Below are 15,812 nucleotides of genomic sequence, written 5' to 3' on the forward strand. Positions count from 1 at the left end.
GACTATTTCCATGTCTAAGATCTTCGATTTTGTAAAACCTGGTGTGATTTCTGGCGATGACGTACAGAAAGTATTTGAAGTAGCAAAAGAAAACAAATTTGCTCTTCCTGCTGTAAACGTTGTTGGTACTGACTCTGTAAACGCAGTACTAGAAGCAGCTGCTAAAGTTAAATCACCAGTAGTTGTTCAGTTCTCTAACGGCGGCGCTGCATTCTTCGCAGGTAAAGGCGTTAAACTTGAAGGTCAAGGCGCACAAGTTCTTGGCGCTGTAGCTGGTGCAAAATACGTACACGCTGTAGCTGAAGCTTACGGTGTTCCAGTTATCCTGCACACTGACCACGCTGCTAAAAAACTTCTTCCATGGATCGACGGTCTACTAGACGCTGGTGAAGAGTTCTTCGCACAAACTGGTAAGCCTCTATTCTCTTCTCACATGCTAGACCTTTCTGAAGAGTCTCTAGAAGAGAACATCGAAACATGTGCTAAGTACCTAGAGCGCATGGCTAAAATGAACATGACAATCGAGATCGAACTTGGTTGTACTGGTGGTGAAGAAGACGGCGTAGATAACTCTGATATGGACGCATCTGAACTTTACACTTCTCCAGAAGACGTAGCGTACGCTTATGAGAAACTAATGGAAGTTAGCCCTCGTTTCACTATCGCTGCTTCTTTCGGCAACGTACACGGTGTTTACCAAGCTGGTAACGTTGTACTGACTCCTACTATCCTACGTGATTCTCAAGCATACTGTTCAGAGAAGTTCGGTATTGCACCTAACGCTCTAAACTTCGTATTCCACGGTGGTTCTGGCTCTTCTGAAGCAGAAATCCAAGAGTCTATCGGTTACGGTGTTATCAAAATGAACATCGATACTGATACACAGTGGGCGACTTGGGACGGTATCCGTCAGTACTCTGCTGACAACTTCGATTTCCTACAAGGTCAAATCGGTAACCCAACTGGCGAATCAGCTCCAAACAAGAAGTACTACGATCCACGCGTATGGTTACGTGCAGGTCAAGCTTCAATGGTTGCTCGTCTAGAGAAAGCATTTGCTGACCTTAATGCTGTAGACGTACTATAATTCTTTGAATTAAGTACTCTTTGAGTTTTAAGAAACCCGCTTAATGAGCGGGTTTTTTTATACCTGATGAAAACTTGTATTAAATATGTGAAAACCCTAGCCTACCGTGCATAAATTTCGTAGTCTTTTAGTTATCGGTATTTGTGTTTATCGGTAAGTTTTATTTTTCAAAAGCTTACATAAATATGACTTTGCAATCTGTCAAAGATAGGATATCGTGCCGAAAAACTGGACTTGGTTCAGTTTATAAAAAGGACTTGGCTTTTATTTACTTTTAACACAATAATTTAACAGGAGTTAAACTGTTTGCTTTGTTGTCTAGTAAGTTTGGCTTAAGGCAGTTTAGCCCATAGCATATTATATAGAGGATGCACATTATGGCTGATAGTTCGACATCAATTGAAACCCCACTTGTGGACAGCTTGTCTCACGCAGAGAAGTGGTTAACAAATAATTCAGATCTATTTATCCAATATGGCGTAAATATTATTTCAGCACTGATAATTTTATTTATTGGTAACCTTGTTGTTAAAGCCGTAGCGAACAGCGTGTCCAAGGTTCTTGAGAAGAAGAAGATGGACCGAGCCGTTGTTGAGTTTATCCACGGTTTAGTTCGTTACTTGTTGTTTGTTATTGTCTTAATTGCTGCTCTTGGTCGCTTAGGTGTTCAAACTGCATCTGTAGTCGCTGTAATTGGTGCGGCAGGTTTAGCTGTAGGTCTTGCGCTGCAAGGCTCACTATCTAATTTTGCTGCTGGTGTACTTATCGTTGCGTTCCGTCCATTTAAGTCTGGTGACTATGTGGAAATTGGTGGTGTAGCAGGTTCGGTTGATTCAATTCAGATCTTCCAAACGGTTCTAACAACGCCAGATAACAAAATGGTAGTGGTGCCAAATGGTAGCGTTATCGGTAGCCCAATTACAAACTACTCTCGTCATAATACTCGTCGTATTGATTTGATGATTGGTGTTTCTTACAATGCTGATCTTCAGAAGACAAAAGCACTACTGACTAAGATCTGTGAATCTGATGAACGTATATTAAAAACGCCAGGTGTGAAAGTTGGTGTCCATACGCTAGCTGATTCTTCAGTAAACTTTGTAGTTCGTCCATGGGTTAAAACTGCAGAGTATTGGGATGTTTACTTCGACCTGATGCAAGAAATCAAAGAAGGCTTGGATAAAGAAGGTATCGAAATTCCATTCCCGCAAATGGATGTACACATGAATAAAGTAGAAGCTTAATTTCTAGTTAGTTTTTTATAGCTATAAGCTTTTATAAGGAAAGGCGGATAACTTAGGTTATCCGCCTTTTTTTGTGGGTTCTCAATATTAACCCTTCTACTCGTTAATCGTTCTTATCGTTTACTGCCTTAATGCTCAGCTTTCTTTTTTGATTAGACATCGGCCACAATGATGTTTTCAACATCGCATATAAGGGCTTCCTTACTTCTTGCCCTCCCAAAATCGCCAATAAACATAAACCGCCGGGAATCAGAATTATCATCAGTAGTGGTCGAAGTAGGTAAGAGAAGCAAAAGATCGTGGGCAGAAAAATCAGTACTTGTCCCAGTCGGTTTAAAATATTCATCATGTCCGTATCTCCAAAATTATATTGAGCATGCTCATTTTTATAATTGAGCGCGCTCAATTTGTCAAATTAAAGCACTAAGAGTATGATCAAGCTTGATTTGAGAAGGGTGTATTTTCGTGAGTAAGAGAGAGATAACGAAACAGAAGATCTTAGCGTCTGCTTGGGAGTTGTTTGGGGAGAATGGTTATGACAACACCACAACTCGTCAGATCGCTCGTCACGCGAGTGTGGCTGATGGCACGGTGTTTAGTCATTTTGAAACCAAGTTGACGATTCTGCGAGAAGGGATGCTATCGCAGTTGGAAAAGATTGGTCAGGAAGTGTTAGCCACTGAGCAAGATAAGTGTACTGTGGATGTTGGGATCTCGCTGATTGAACGCTACTACCGCTATTATTTTGATAATGTTGAGTTAAGTCGAGCGTTACTCAAAGAGGTCATTTGGGATCTAGACTATTACCGCACCTTTGATCAGGCACTCTTTCAGACGGTTAATGTCGGTGTATCTATTTCTGAAAAAATGCCATTGATTATGGATAGCTATTTCATGACCTTGATAAAGCACTTGAGCCAGTCTGAACCAAGCCTTGAAGCTGCGCTGAGTGAACTGAACAATAAAATTCGAGTCATTCTAGAGTAGCTTCATTATATTATTGGGTCACTTACGGCATGTCTGGCTTGGTCGGTAATCTCGGTTCTTTAAGCGGTTAACCAGTACTGTTCAATCAGCCCATTAACGAGCACAAGTGCAATGGCAAACATTATGGTTGCGACTGCGATATCGATACCTTTCTTAACATTCGGTTTAGATAGCGTTGGACCTAGCTTTGCTGCGCCCAATGACAAAGAGTAAAACCAAACGAACGAAGCCAAGATAGTCCCCATAGCAAAAGCAATTCTGTCGTTACCTTCAAACTGCCCGCCAATCGAACCAAGAATCACTACGGTATCCAAATAGAGGTGTGGGTTTAATACGGTAACCGCCAATGCACCCAAAATAACGGTGCGCTTACCACGAGCCAGTATCTCCCCTTTTGACTCCTCGTTTGAGGGCGCTTTAAAGGCACTGCGTAGCGACAACAAACCATACACGGTTAGAAAAGCGATACCGCCTAACGTTACTGAGGTGAGTAGCAATTCGTTTTGCGACAAAATCGCACCGCCACCAAAAATACCCAATGAGATAAACAGAGTGTCGAGCAGGCTACAAATTGTCGCAGTGGTTAAATGATGGTTGCGCTTTATCCCTTGATTTAAGACGTACGCATTCTGAGCGCCAATAGGGATAATCATGCTTGCCCCTAGACCAAAACCTTGTAATAAAACCCAAAAACTCATTTTAACCTCCACTGATTTAACGATATTTACGTGCTATATGGCGAAGATACTCTGACTTTTTAAATAAGTATAATTAATGATTTTAATCTATTATTAGAGTTGCTAATGTTATGTTGAGTTAGCTCAAAAAGGAAGCAAATTGATGCGTGGATTGGATTATAAGTGGATAGAAGCACTGGATGCTGTGGTGAAACAACGTAGCTTCGAAAGGGCTGCGGAGCAGTTATATATCTCCCAGTCTGCGGTGTCTCAACGTATCAAACAACTGGAAAAGTGGCTAGCTCAACCTGCTTTGGTGAGAGAAAACCCGCCAAGGCCAACCCCAGCGGGTAAAAAATTATTGGGTTTGTATCGCCGGGTTCGTTTGTTAGAGCACGAATTTGTCCCTGAATTAATGAATGAAGATGGTCATCATCCTCTGTCTATATCGATAGCAACCAACGCAGATAGTTTGGCGACATGGCTGTTACCAGCATTATCGGATGTGATGAGGTCTCGCCAAGTGGAACTGAACCTCGCGATTCATGGTGAGGCGAGAACCATTGATAAGATAAAAAGTGGTGAGGTTGCCGGCGCGATCAGTTTGGAGTCTCAAGCGATTCCAGGCTGCAGTGCTGATTATCTCGGCAGAATGGATTATGTATGTGTGGCGAGCCCTGACTTCCATCAGCGCTATTTTTCTGAGGGCGTAAACTACGCCACATTAAGCAAGGCACCAGCGGTCTCTTATGACCAATATGATGACCTGCATAAGAAGTTTCTTCATGACCATTTTAACGTACCAAGAGACAGTGTGATCAATCATACAGTAGGTAGCTCAGAAGCGTTTGTACGTTTGGGTTTATCAGGTGTTGCCTACTGTTTGATCCCTCGATTGCAGATCATTGATGAGTTAGAGTCTGGGGCATTGATTGATATCACGCCTGGTTTTCTGCTGTCTTATCGCATCTACTGGCACCACTGTCAGTTAGAAAGTGGGGTACTCAAAGAGATATCTCAAGCGATATTAAGTTATGCTCACAACCACTTGCCTCAGTAATCTGTCGATTTTTTCATCGTCAATGTTCTGTTAGAAATGAGATGTTAGGATTGGCTAAACGACAAATTGCTCTATGATGAAAGTACATTTGCTTAGCACAGGTCTACCTAATGAAGTTTGCACCAAAGATGTTAGTAACGTCTCTTACTCTTACTGCAGCGTTGAGTGCTGTGAGTTTTCCATCATTGGCAAACTCTCCCTCTTTTCCGCATATTTCAACGACGGGCTATGGTGAAGTAGTTGCGACACCTAATATGGCAACATTTTCTGTTAGAGTCGTAGAATCGACGATGACGGCTGAACAGGCAAAAAAAACCGTTGATAAAGTTGTAACGGGTTTCCTCAACAAGCTGCATCACGCTGGCGTCAAGGAAGAGAGTGTACACAGCTCTAATCTCTATCTGTCTCCTCAGTACCATTACCCTAAAGATGGCAAGCCTGAGCTAGTTGGCTATAGAGCTTCACGTAACGTGACGGTTCAAGTGAACGATTTAGCTAACTTAAATGAGTACATGGATATTGCTATTGGGCAGGGTATTAATCAGATCGATAATATTCAGCTTCAGGTTCGTGACGAAGCTAAGTACCAAGAACAAGCGCGCTTAGAAGCAATTAAAGATGCAAGGTTGAAAGCTAAGTCGCTAGCGAGTGGTTTTGAACGTGAGTTAGGTGATGTATGGCGTGTAGATTACAACGCACAATCTTCTCAGCCCGTGCTAATGCGCTCAATGGCGATGGATGCGAGAACAGAGTCGAACTCTTATGAAGATTCAACGATCACTATCCGCGATCGTGTTAATGTGATCTATCAACTAGAAGAATAGGGAACACACATCTGAGAGGTATTAGATCACTATGATCTAATTACCTACGATAGGCCAAATACTAAAAAGGCTCTCATTATGAGAGCCTTTTTACTAATGATCGAGTTTGATGATTAGTGAAGTAGACGAGCGCGGATTGTGCCTTCGATCTCTTTCAGTTTAGCCAGTGCTTCTTCTGAACGATTTGCTTCTACATCAATAACCACATAACCCATATCTGCCGCCGTCTGTAAGTACTGACCTGCGATATTGATGCCTTCTTCTGCGAAGATGGTGTTGATCTGAGTTAGAATGCCAGGACGGTTTTCGTGGATATGGAGCAAACGAGACGTTCCAGTATGCAATGGCAGTGATACTTCTGGGAAGTTAACACTTGATAGCGTTGAGCCGTTATCAGAGTATTTCGCTAGCTTACCTGCTACTTCTACACCAATATTCTCTTGTGCTTCTTGTGTTGAACCACCTACGTGAGGAGTCAAGATGACATTGTCGAACTGCATTAATGGAGACTCAAATGGGTCTGCATTGGTTTTTGGTTCTGTTGGGAAAACGTCGATCGCTGCACCAGCAAGGTGACCAGAATCTAGAGCACCACACAGAGCAGGGATATCAACCACAGTGCCACGTGCCGCATTAATAAAGATAGAGCCAGGCTTCATTCGCTCGAACTCTTCTTTCCCCATCATGTTCTTAGTTTCTTTGGTTTCAGGTATGTGCAAAGAGATCACGTCGCACTTGTTTAGCAATTCAGTCATGGTATGAACTTGCGTTGCGTTACCCAAAGACAGTTTGTTCTCGATGTCATAGAAGTAAACTCGCATCCCAAGATTTTCCGCAATAATACCCAGTTGAGTACCAATGTGACCGTAGCCAATAATACCTAAACGCTTACCACGAGCTTCGTAAGAGTTATCTGCACTCTTCTTCCAAATGCCACGGTGAGCGAGAGCGTTCTTTTCTGGGATACCACGTAATAGTAATAAAATCTGACCAAGAACCAATTCAGCAACACTTCGTGTATTTGAGAATGGCGCATTGAATACAGGAATACCGCGCTTCGCCGCAGCTTGAAGGTTTACTTGGTTTGTACCGATACAGAAGCAGCCGACAGCAACAAGCTTTTCCGCCGCATCAATAACTTCTTGAGAGATGTTTGTGCGAGAACGTATACCAATGAAGTGAACATCTTTAACAGCCTCAAGAAGCTCATCTTCTGGTAATGAGCCTTTATGATACTCAATATTGGTATAACCAGCGGCTTGCAGTACTTCTACAGAAGAAGGGTGAAGACCTTCTAGAAGTAGAATTTTTATTTTGTCTTTTTCCAGTGAAACTTTGGCCATTGTTCTCGTCCTTAAAGTGGAAAGGTGGGGCAAATGCGGCGCACGTGCAACAAAATGGCTGAGAGGGGAACTAATTCACCATTTTGTCAGGAGACAAACGTTTTCCTTGTGCGTCTTCTGAACAATAAAGTAACAAAAAAAAAATGTTTTGGGTAAGAAAATTACGGAATAAGACATAATTTTACGGGTACAAAGCAAAAAAACGGCGCCCTTGGGCACCGTATGTAATGAAGTAACAGAAAAACTCAATCTCTTGGTATTTATTCTTCTATTTTTGCACCTTCAGGCGTGCCAGTGATCACCACATCTGCGCCGCGGTGAGCAAACAGACCAACTGTAACTACACCAGCGATAGCATTGATATTATCTTCTAATTGTTTTGGGTTTTCGATCGCCATGCCGTACACGTCTAGGATCATGTTACCGTTATCTGTTGTACAACCGTCGCGGTAAACTGGGTCACCACCAAGTTTCACTAGCTCGCGAGCTACGTATGAGCGTGCCATTGGAATAACTTCAACAGGAAGAGGGAATTTGCCCAAAACATCAACCGCTTTCGTGCCATCTACGATACAAATAAACTTGTCTGAGATAGCCGCTACGATTTTTTCACGAGTCAAAGCAGCACCGCCGCCTTTGATCATGTCGCGTGAAGCGTTAATTTCATCTGCACCATCAACGTAAACGTCTAGTTTGAATACGTCATTACACTCAAATACTTTGATTTCTAGCGCTTCTAGTTTTTCAGTAGAGGCTACAGAGCTTGAAACCGCACCTTTGATTTTGTCTTTCATTGTGCCAAGTGCGTCGATGAAGTGATTTACTGTTGAGCCAGTACCTACACCGACAATGCTGCCTTCTTCAACATATTGAAGTGCTGCCCAGCCAGCCGCTTTTTTCATTTCATCTTGAGTCATGCCATTCTCCTGAATAAGGTCTTGCGCTTTGAATTAATCGTTCGCGTATTGAAGTTAACGTTTATATCTTGAGGTTAACGTTTGCGGCGCGATTATAGCGCTTTAATAGTTGTTTTCCCATTGCCAAGTTTTACTCGGAGTCACTATTTTAGGTAAAGGAATGTCCCATTCTTCAATCGGTAGGGAATCAACATGCTGGCAATCATGAGCCAAACCAATTGGCGTTGCACCTTTGCCAGTTTCAAACCATTGAGCCAAAGTACGATCATAATATCCGCCGCCCATGCCTAAGCGATGCCCTTGAGAGTCAAAGCCTACCAGTGGTGTAAGAATAAGGTCGAGTTGTTGGCACGGCTTAACGAGCAATTGATTGAGCTGAGGTTCGACAATGCCGTATTTATTCAAAACCGTGGGTGTGGTTGGCGAGTAGTGCAGGAACAGCAGATGTCCGGCAGAGAAAGGGTGCAATACTGGTAAATAAGTTTGCTTACCTTGCGCCCATAACCATTCGACTAAAGGCTGAGTATCGAGTTCGCCATCAATCGAAATATAAAGAGCAATATGCTGAGCAGACTGAATATCATCAAGCTGCATGCACTGCTTAACGAGGTCTAAACCGGATTGAGTTTGTTGTTCGCCAGATAAGGCATTGCGTTTGATACGGATCTGTTTGCGAAATTCGCTGCGTGTGAGCGTCTTCATAAGAAGGGATACCCCAAAGTGCCGTTGAGAATAGATGGCCCTTGAACCAGCGAGTTCAAGGCGGATCAGCAATGATTACCGTAGGCTTCTCGGTCGGGCCGAGCATGCTCAATAGCATTCAAGTACTAACCCTTAGGGATTGCTTATCGGCTCGGGGACGTGAATCCTCTGACAAACACTCCAGGGTAAATTTTGTGTACGCTATTGCTGTCCGTGCTTAACTTTACTGAGGACATCCGAAAGTGATGTCGTGAGCTGTTCCATGCGCTCGGTCAGTGCGTTTTGTTCATCATTTGCTTCAAACTTCTTGGTTTGTAATTCGTAGCAAATGTTCAGAGCTGCGATAGTCAGCAGCTTTACTTCATTGGTTACCTTAGTACGTTCAGCCATCTCTTTCAATCGATTATCGAGATCGGCCGCCGCTGCAATCAATGACTCTTCTTGCCCTGGTGGACAATTCACTCGAGTCAGTTTTCCTAATATTTCAACGTCTACCGCTTGATTACTCATGATGGATGAACTCTTTAACGCGCTATTTTAAGGCTGTTGCTCTTTGCCATTTTTTGAGAAAGAAAAAGTGCAAGTACCGATGAGGAAGCAATCTCCTCTGAGGGAGAAACTATAGGTAAACCGCTATTAAGATTCAAGCTTTTCAGAGTGACTGTTTGTAAATGAGAGCTTGAGCACACAGTAATTCAGCAAATTGAACAATTGCTAGTCAGTCACCCTTCAATTGCTAGGGATCGACGCTTACCAGAATTGGGGTGAAGTGGTACGATTATACTATCGATATAAAGAATAACTGAGCGAGCTATCTGATGAGCGAAACTACTTTACCTGACTACCTAACGGTTGCGACTGAACTTCAATCGGCAAGTCTAGCCGTTACCCCTGCTGAGATGCATGGTTTATTAACGGGTATGTTAAGCGGAGGCTTAAACCTTGCAGATAAAAGCTGGCAACCATTGATCTTCGATTACACCAACGAAGGTATGGGCTGGCCAGATCGCGCGTTAACCTTAGCGGAAGCAACACTGAAAGTAACAACCAGCGAAATTACAGGCTCAGGCATGGAGCTGTCTATGTTATTGCCGGATGAGGACGCAAGCGCGAGCATTTTTGATCTGGCTGACGGCGTATCTGATTGGATTAATCATTTTATTTCAGGCTTGGGTCTTGTTGGCGCTCAATTAAACAAAGCGTCTGATGGCGCTAAAGAAGCGTTGGCGGATCTTGAAGAGATGGCGAAGCTAGGCATTGACGAGGAAGATGATCTGGAAGAGCAAGCGCAGCTTCTAGAGCACGTTATTGAGCACGTAAAAGCGTGTGCACTAACGATTCATGCTGAATTTGGTGCACGCCCATCTGAAGATGCGGCGCCAACCATTCACTAATCGTTTGTCGATTTGAGGTTATGATGGCTCAGTATGATGTTGTAATTGCGGGTGGCGCAATGGCGGGAACAACTTTAGCCCTTGCTCTGAATCACCTAAGCCAAGGTTCGCTATCGATTGCGGTTGTTGAACCTTATCAGGTTGATCATCAAGCTCACCCAGGGTTTGATTCTCGTTCGATTGCTTTGTCTTATGGCACGGTGCAGATTCTCGATTCATTGCGCTTGTGGCAATCTATCGCTTCCGTGGCTTCTCCGATTAAAGATATCCATGTATCGGATAGAGGCCATGCCGGAATGACGGATATCTACAGTGAAGAACTGGCTGTAGATGCACTTGGCTATGTGGTCGAGTTAGCGGATGTTGGTCGAGTTTATCAGCAGAAGCTGGAATCAGAAGCGGCAATTACGATGTTGTGTCCTGATTCGGTTGCGAAAATCGAGCGCAGTGAATCACTGACGACTGTCGACCTCAATAGTGGACAAACCATTACGGCTAAGTTATTAGTTGCGGCCGACGGTGCAATTTCAACCTGTTGTCAGCAACTTAATATCCCATTGAGTGAGCATGACTTTGAACAAGTCGCTGTGATTGCCAATATCGTGGCTAGCGAACCCCATCAAGGCCGCGCATTTGAGCGTTTTACTCATCATGGGCCAGTTGCTCTACTGCCGATGAGCGATAATCGTTTGTCTCTGGTTTGGTGTATGCCGCCGGACCAAGCCGATAAAGTCATGACTTTTAACGACAACGAATTCCTTGAGCAGCTTCAGTGTGACTTTGGTTGGCGACTGGGTCGATTAGAGAAGGTTGGTAAGCGTGCTAGCTACCCATTGCTTCTTCGCCATCGACAGCAGAACGTGTCACATCGATTCGCCATTGTTGGTAATGCAGCGCAAACGCTTCACCCCATTGCCGGTCAAGGCTTTAATCTAGGTATCCGAGATGTGGCTTCCTTGGCTGAAGAGTTGTGTTGTCAGTTGGATGATGTAGGCCGTTACACAGGTCTTGTTAACTTTAGAAAGCGTAGAGAACAAGACAGAGATGCAACGATCACGCTGACATCAAGTCTCGTTCATCTGTTCTCAAACGAATTTTTAACTGCTCGTATCGGGCGTAATCTGGGGTTAGCTGTCATGGATAACCTTCCACCACTTAAAGGTCCACTTTTGCGTCATACGCTTGGCCTAGTAGAAAGATAAGGTAATAAATAATGATGCAAAGTGTTGATATCGCGATTGTTGGTGGTGGCATGGTTGGCCTAGCGCTCGCGGCTGCGTTGAAAGACAGTGATCTAAGAATTGCCGTGATTGAGGGCAAAGCACCTAGCGAAGGCCTGAACGAATTGCCGGATGTTCGAGTATCGGCTCTGAGTCGTTCGAGCGAATCGATTCTGCGTAATTTAGGTGCTTGGCAAGGCATTGAACAAAGACGCGCCGCACCTTATCAAGCGATGGAAGTGTGGGAGCAAGACAGCTTCGCTCGTATCGAGTTTGACTCAACACGCTTGGCACAGCCTAACCTAGGCCATATTGTTGAAAATCGAGTGATTCAATTAGCGTTGCTTGATCAGGTTAAGAAGCAGGACAACGTAAGCCTCTACATGCCAGCGACATGCAAAACGATGGCGATCGGTGAAAGTGAAGCTTGGTTAACATTAGACAATGGTCAAGCGCTGACAGCTAAGTTAGTTGTTGGAGCGGACGGCGCAAACTCTTGGGTTCGTAAACAACAAGATATTCCGCTGACGCATTGGGATTACGGTCACAGTGCGATTGTCGCCAACATTAAAACAACAGAGCCGCACCACAGTGTTGCTCGTCAAATATTCACACCCCAAGGCCCACTGGCATTCTTACCAATGCAGCCGGGCAACATGAGCTCGATTGTTTGGTCTACCGAACCTAATCGTGCCGAGAATCTTGTGTCCATGTCGGATGCTGAATTCAATAAACAACTAACGGCAGAGTTCGATTCGAAGCTTGGATTATGCGAAGTGGTTGGTGACCGTTTTGCCTTCCCACTGCGGATGCGTTATGCACGTGACTTTGCGGTAGAGCGTGTGGCTTTGGTTGGTGATGCTGCTCATACTATTCATCCATTAGCAGGGCAGGGCGTTAACCTTGGCCTATTAGATGCTGCAAGTTTAGCGCAAGAGCTGTTAAAACTGTGGGCCGCTGGCGAGGACATTGGTACCAAGCGTAACCTACGCAGTTATGAGCGCTGGAGAAAAGCAGAAGCGGCGAAGATGATTGCTTCCATGCAGGGCTTTAAAGATCTGTTTGAAGGCGACAATCCAGCGAAGAAGCTGATTCGTGGCATTGGTATGAAACTGGCCGGCCAATTACCTGGTGCGAAAGATGAAATAATGAAGCGGGCACTTGGTCTATCAGGAAATCTTCCTGAGTTAGCGAAGCGTCCAGTGACTCATCGGTAGTCGTTCAATGTTCTCACCTGAACTAACGCCAGAGAGTAACTCTCAGCGTCATGAGTACGAAAAAAGGGTTGGCACATGCCAACCCTTTTTGTTTTGAATTCTTTAGATAATCAGATTAGGCGTAAGCACAGCGCAGCTTCATAATTTCACTATTTATTTCTTTCACCGTTTGAAAGTGGCGTTTCTCTGCTCGATCTGGCAGGACTAGCTTGCCGTTATCAAACTCAAATTTCCCTACGCCGTAAATGTAGATTCGTCCTTTGAAAAGTCGACTTACATGTTTAGCAATCATACTCGGTGTATAGAGCTTAAACAGTCTCATTCTTAATTATCCTTATATTTACTTAGCCTGCATATTATAGAAAAACTCCGAGATCATAATTGTGATAAGCATGGAGTAATACGCAGTAGAGTTGACGTTAATTAGATATTTGTGCTGTTCGAAGCACTTTCTTCAGTAAATATCTTTTTTTACGTGAGCTCCTCCCCAAAATAATGTTGAGTAGTGAACTGCCGTAAACTTTCCTGTCCGGTATTAAGCAGTGACAATGTTACAAATATAAGAATAGGCGGGATTTTTTTGTTTGTGTAATCAAATTGTAAATTTTGGACAAAAAAAAGCCCGTCTAAAACGGGCGAATAGTCACAGATGCATTACACAAAAGTGGATACTGATATTACTCAGTGGATTCACTTATACTGATTACCTAAAGGCTAGTCAGCAAACTCACAATAACGTAAATCTTATATTTTGACTACTTATGCTTTTATTTTGATTAACTATTTATTCATGACGTGTTCTTCTTATGATGAAGTTCACATTAAAAATGTACTCAATGAAATAATAGGATGAAGTTTGCGAACTATGACGCGAACGAGAGGATCATCGACTGATGTCTGCAACGATCGGTACGCATAGGGCCATAAGATCATTGAGTTCCATTGCTACACCAGCCATTCGATCACCTGAGCTAATAGTCACGGTTGAGTTGTTCTGAATGGAAGGATCAAAAATGATCGGCATATGTCTTTTTAGGACTAGAGGGCCAACACATCCAACTTTAAAGCCGGTGATGGCCTCAACATCATTGAGTGATACGCAGGTCATTCGGCGGTAATTCAGTAGCGAACGTACTTTCTTGGGGTCGACAGAGCGATTACCAGTAGTACAAGCCAACGCATACTGGTTACCCATATCTTTCAGCAGGATGCACTTCACCATTTGAGAGGTGTCGATACCTCGTTCTTGTGCTGTTTCTTCGATGCTGGTGGTTGGTTTGCTTTGCATCAGCAGGCGATAGTTCACCTGCTGTTGATCCAGCCATTGTGTAATCGGTGTTTCCACGTGATTACTCTTCGTCGAGGCTATAAGGCAATGGTAGGATGTTCCACGTTTGATCAGGTTGTGCAGTCAATCGAAGCTGAACATCGTCATCAAGGTTGTTTGGTAACACCATCAAACCAATCGCTTGGTTATCAGAAAATTGATATACGTTTAAGAGTCGGCCAGCACTACGCCAGTTCTCACCAACGCTACGCTCTAGTTCAATAGGACTTTCTAGAGACAACACGTCCGCTGTTGTGCCTGAAACAATACGCATCTCACGTTTGTTCATGCCACGATACTTGGCGCGAGCTACGGTTTCTTGACCTGTGTAACAACCCTTTGAAAAGCTAATGCCGCCAAGAGCATGTAGGTTCAATGCTTGCGGGATGTGTTCGTTTTGCTCTGCTTTCGATAGATTAGGCTGAGCATCAAGAATCTCATGATACTGCCATAACGCCTCTGATACTTTTTCCGCAGTGCTGCTTGATACCAAGGCTTCAGCGGCTTCTTCTGTAACAAGCAGAGCCCAACGGTTGTCTGATACTAAGACGGCTGTGCCGCCAGAGATAGCACGCACATTGCCTTGGCTTTCTGAAATAGAATCAATGTATTGATTCGCAGACGCCCCCATCACACCGATAACAACGTCAGACGTTTGTTCGATATCGACCTTAGAGAATACGGCATACTTCTTGATTTCAACTAATTCGATCTCAATAGCAGATTTAGGTTGCATGAGTGCGTAGCCACCATTGTGGTGGAATAAACGAAAGATGCTCCATACCTTTCCTTTTGCATCGCAGTGCGCGCCTAATGTGGATTCATCACTAGGAAGAGTGACGACATCACATGTAATTTGACCTTGCAAGTATGATTTTTTGTCATCGCCTACCATGGTAATGGCACTCCAGTCAGACACGTGTGTCATCATTAGTTCTGGAAGCGAATCATTTTGTGTATGAGCGAGCGGCTGAAATGTATTTTTCCAATCCATATTATCTTTCCTAAGAATTTTGTTTTCCTCTATGTTAATCCGGTTCTGTTTCTTTGTCAGCCTAGGTTTTTTTGTGAGCTTAGATAGGGACTGTGACTCACATAGTAGTTGCAGGGCGCCTGACTTGTTACACTCTGAGAAAGCAAAATTATAGGTGAGGATAGCCAATGTACACTGCAGAGCAGAAAGCACGAATTAAATGGGGTTGCCGTCGGGGCATGTTAGAACTTGATGTTGTCATCATGCCATTTTTTGAAGAGTGTTTTGATTCATTGCAAGAGCAGGAGCAGCGCGAGTTTGTTTCTCTACTAGAGTGTGATGATCCAGATCTGTTTACTTGGGTAATGGGACATGGACGCAGTGAGAACTTAGGTCACGCATCAATGGTTGATAAAATTGTCGCACATAACCTCAGCAAGGTTCGTTAAGCTTCAGCTTAACCCTTCATATTCAGCATCATTCGCAAAAGGCACTATTTTTGGGTGCCTTTTGTTTTTCATTGTTCTTTCTTCCATTCCGCTCGTTATTAGCCTCTATTGCTTGCCTTTAATGATCAACTTGTTTCGAACAAATAATGTGATATTAAATTCCGCTTATGGGCATTTTGATTATAAAGACGATGGTGAGATAAAACTGAATGACCAACGTTATAAATTAAAGTCCGTTGACAAAGCCTGGGCACAGTTCTTTGTCAAACTGCAATTCGAGTGTGGACACTCTGTCTTACTATGGCGAGACAGCTGTCGTGAGCGTGAGTATCGCCATTTTCTGGCACTCTTACAACGAGAGCGCTAGATAAAAAAAGGAGCACTTGCTCCT

19 protein-coding genes and 1 other RNA gene are annotated in these 15,812 nt (G+C 43.7%); 10 read left to right on the forward strand and 10 right to left on the reverse strand.

Translation table 11 applies throughout. The annotated features are described in order from the left end of the window. Positions 1–10 precede the first annotated feature (10 nt). A complete protein-coding gene (gene fbaA / locus WR49_RS04835) occupies positions 11–1,087 on the forward strand; it encodes a class II fructose-bisphosphate aldolase (RefSeq protein WP_017056544.1) in 1,077 nt (358 codons plus the stop codon). Between the two features lie 377 nt (positions 1,088–1,464). Then, on the forward strand, positions 1,465–2,331 hold the full coding sequence (gene mscS, locus WR49_RS04840) for a small-conductance mechanosensitive channel MscS (protein ID WP_017056545.1): 867 nt from the start codon (positions 1,465–1,467) through the stop codon (positions 2,329–2,331). Between the two features lie 103 nt (positions 2,332–2,434). Here the strand turns inward: mscS and WR49_RS04845 are convergent, their stop codons facing one another. Further along, on the reverse strand, positions 2,435–2,680 hold the full coding sequence (locus WR49_RS04845; protein ID WP_017056546.1) for a hypothetical protein: 246 nt from the start codon (positions 2,678–2,680) through the stop codon (positions 2,435–2,437). 116 nt (positions 2,681–2,796) lie between these two features. On the opposite strand from WR49_RS04845, the gene WR49_RS04850 reads away from it, so the two are divergent. Further along, positions 2,797–3,318, forward strand: a complete 522-nt coding sequence (locus tag WR49_RS04850; protein ID WP_017056547.1) for a TetR/AcrR family transcriptional regulator — start codon at positions 2,797–2,799, stop codon at positions 3,316–3,318. 59 nt (positions 3,319–3,377) lie between these two features. On the opposite strand, the gene WR49_RS04855 is transcribed toward WR49_RS04850, so the two are convergent. After that, complete coding sequence (locus WR49_RS04855; protein WP_017056548.1) at positions 3,378–4,016, reverse strand: LysE/ArgO family amino acid transporter; 639 nt, start codon at positions 4,014–4,016, stop codon at positions 3,378–3,380. 142 nt (positions 4,017–4,158) lie between these two features. On the opposite strand from WR49_RS04855, the gene WR49_RS04860 reads away from it, so the two are divergent. Both WR49_RS04860 and WR49_RS04865 read left to right on the forward strand, forming a co-directional pair. Then, positions 4,159–5,055 (forward strand): LysR family transcriptional regulator ArgP, encoded by an 897-nt coding sequence (locus WR49_RS04860; protein WP_046223276.1) that lies wholly within the window; start codon positions 4,159–4,161, stop codon positions 5,053–5,055. A 110-nt stretch (positions 5,056–5,165) separates the two neighbouring features. Next, positions 5,166–5,879, forward strand: a complete 714-nt coding sequence (locus WR49_RS04865) for an oxidative stress defense protein (RefSeq protein WP_017056550.1) — start codon at positions 5,166–5,168, stop codon at positions 5,877–5,879. A 113-nt stretch (positions 5,880–5,992) separates the two neighbouring features. Here WR49_RS04865 and serA read toward each other — a convergent pair whose 3' ends face one another. The 5 genes from serA to zapA all read right to left on the reverse strand — a co-directional run bounded on the left by serA (position 5,993) and on the right by zapA (position 9,351). After that, positions 5,993–7,222, reverse strand: a complete 1,230-nt coding sequence (gene serA, locus WR49_RS04870) for a phosphoglycerate dehydrogenase (RefSeq protein WP_017056551.1) — start codon at positions 7,220–7,222, stop codon at positions 5,993–5,995. A 260-nt stretch (positions 7,223–7,482) separates the two neighbouring features. After that, complete coding sequence (gene rpiA, locus WR49_RS04875; protein WP_046223277.1) at positions 7,483–8,139, reverse strand: ribose-5-phosphate isomerase RpiA; 657 nt, start codon at positions 8,137–8,139, stop codon at positions 7,483–7,485. 102 nt (positions 8,140–8,241) lie between these two features. Continuing rightward, a complete protein-coding gene (locus WR49_RS04880; RefSeq protein WP_046223278.1) occupies positions 8,242–8,841 on the reverse strand; it encodes a 5-formyltetrahydrofolate cyclo-ligase in 600 nt (199 codons plus the stop codon). 6 nt (positions 8,842–8,847) lie between these two features. Continuing rightward, a non-coding RNA gene (gene ssrS / locus WR49_RS20920) (6S RNA) lies at positions 8,848–9,031 on the reverse strand. A gap of 11 nt (positions 9,032–9,042) precedes the next feature. Beyond that, on the reverse strand, positions 9,043–9,351 hold the full coding sequence (gene zapA, locus WR49_RS04885) for a cell division protein ZapA (RefSeq protein WP_004735366.1): 309 nt from the start codon (positions 9,349–9,351) through the stop codon (positions 9,043–9,045). Positions 9,352–9,659: 308 nt separating this feature from the next. Between zapA and WR49_RS04890 the strand changes: the two genes are divergently transcribed. The 3 genes from WR49_RS04890 to WR49_RS04900 are packed head-to-tail and all read left to right on the forward strand — an operon-like array spanning position 9,660 to position 12,672. Next, positions 9,660–10,235: a YecA/YgfB family protein gene (locus tag WR49_RS04890; RefSeq protein WP_046223279.1), complete on the forward strand. Its 576-nt coding sequence runs from the start codon at positions 9,660–9,662 to the stop codon at positions 10,233–10,235. Positions 10,236–10,258: 23 nt separating this feature from the next. After that, complete coding sequence (ubiH, locus tag WR49_RS04895; RefSeq protein ID WP_046223280.1) at positions 10,259–11,437, forward strand: 2-octaprenyl-6-methoxyphenyl hydroxylase; 1,179 nt, start codon at positions 10,259–10,261, stop codon at positions 11,435–11,437. Positions 11,438–11,448: 11 nt separating this feature from the next. After that, a complete protein-coding gene (locus tag WR49_RS04900; RefSeq protein WP_046223281.1) occupies positions 11,449–12,672 on the forward strand; it encodes an FAD-dependent 2-octaprenylphenol hydroxylase in 1,224 nt (407 codons plus the stop codon). A gap of 115 nt (positions 12,673–12,787) precedes the next feature. Here WR49_RS04900 and WR49_RS04905 read toward each other — a convergent pair whose 3' ends face one another. The 3 genes from WR49_RS04905 to ygfZ form a co-directional block, all read right to left on the reverse strand. Beyond that, entirely contained in the window at positions 12,788–12,994 is a 207-nt protein-coding gene (locus tag WR49_RS04905) for a DUF1107 domain-containing protein (protein ID WP_046223282.1), read from the reverse strand. Between the two features lie 561 nt (positions 12,995–13,555). Further along, positions 13,556–14,017 (reverse strand): aminoacyl-tRNA deacylase, encoded by a 462-nt coding sequence (locus WR49_RS04910; RefSeq protein ID WP_046223283.1) that lies wholly within the window; start codon positions 14,015–14,017, stop codon positions 13,556–13,558. A gap of 4 nt (positions 14,018–14,021) precedes the next feature. Further along, positions 14,022–14,993 (reverse strand): tRNA-modifying protein YgfZ, encoded by a 972-nt coding sequence (gene ygfZ, locus WR49_RS04915; protein ID WP_017056558.1) that lies wholly within the window; start codon positions 14,991–14,993, stop codon positions 14,022–14,024. Positions 14,994–15,160: 167 nt separating this feature from the next. Here ygfZ and WR49_RS04920 point away from each other — a divergent pair, with 167 nt between their 5' ends. Both WR49_RS04920 and WR49_RS21740 read left to right on the forward strand, forming a co-directional pair. Then, on the forward strand, positions 15,161–15,421 hold the full coding sequence (locus WR49_RS04920; protein WP_004735374.1) for an FAD assembly factor SdhE: 261 nt from the start codon (positions 15,161–15,163) through the stop codon (positions 15,419–15,421). Next, positions 15,390–15,788, forward strand: a complete 399-nt coding sequence (locus tag WR49_RS21740; RefSeq protein WP_315897552.1) for a protein YgfX — start codon at positions 15,390–15,392, stop codon at positions 15,786–15,788. The genes WR49_RS04920 and WR49_RS21740 overlap by 32 nt, the downstream gene beginning before the upstream one ends. Positions 15,789–15,812 lie beyond the last annotated feature (24 nt).

The sequence above is a fragment of the Vibrio sp. ECSMB14106 genome, from assembly GCF_000972265.1.
Taxonomy (GTDB): Bacteria; Pseudomonadota; Gammaproteobacteria; order Enterobacterales; family Vibrionaceae; genus Vibrio; species Vibrio kanaloae.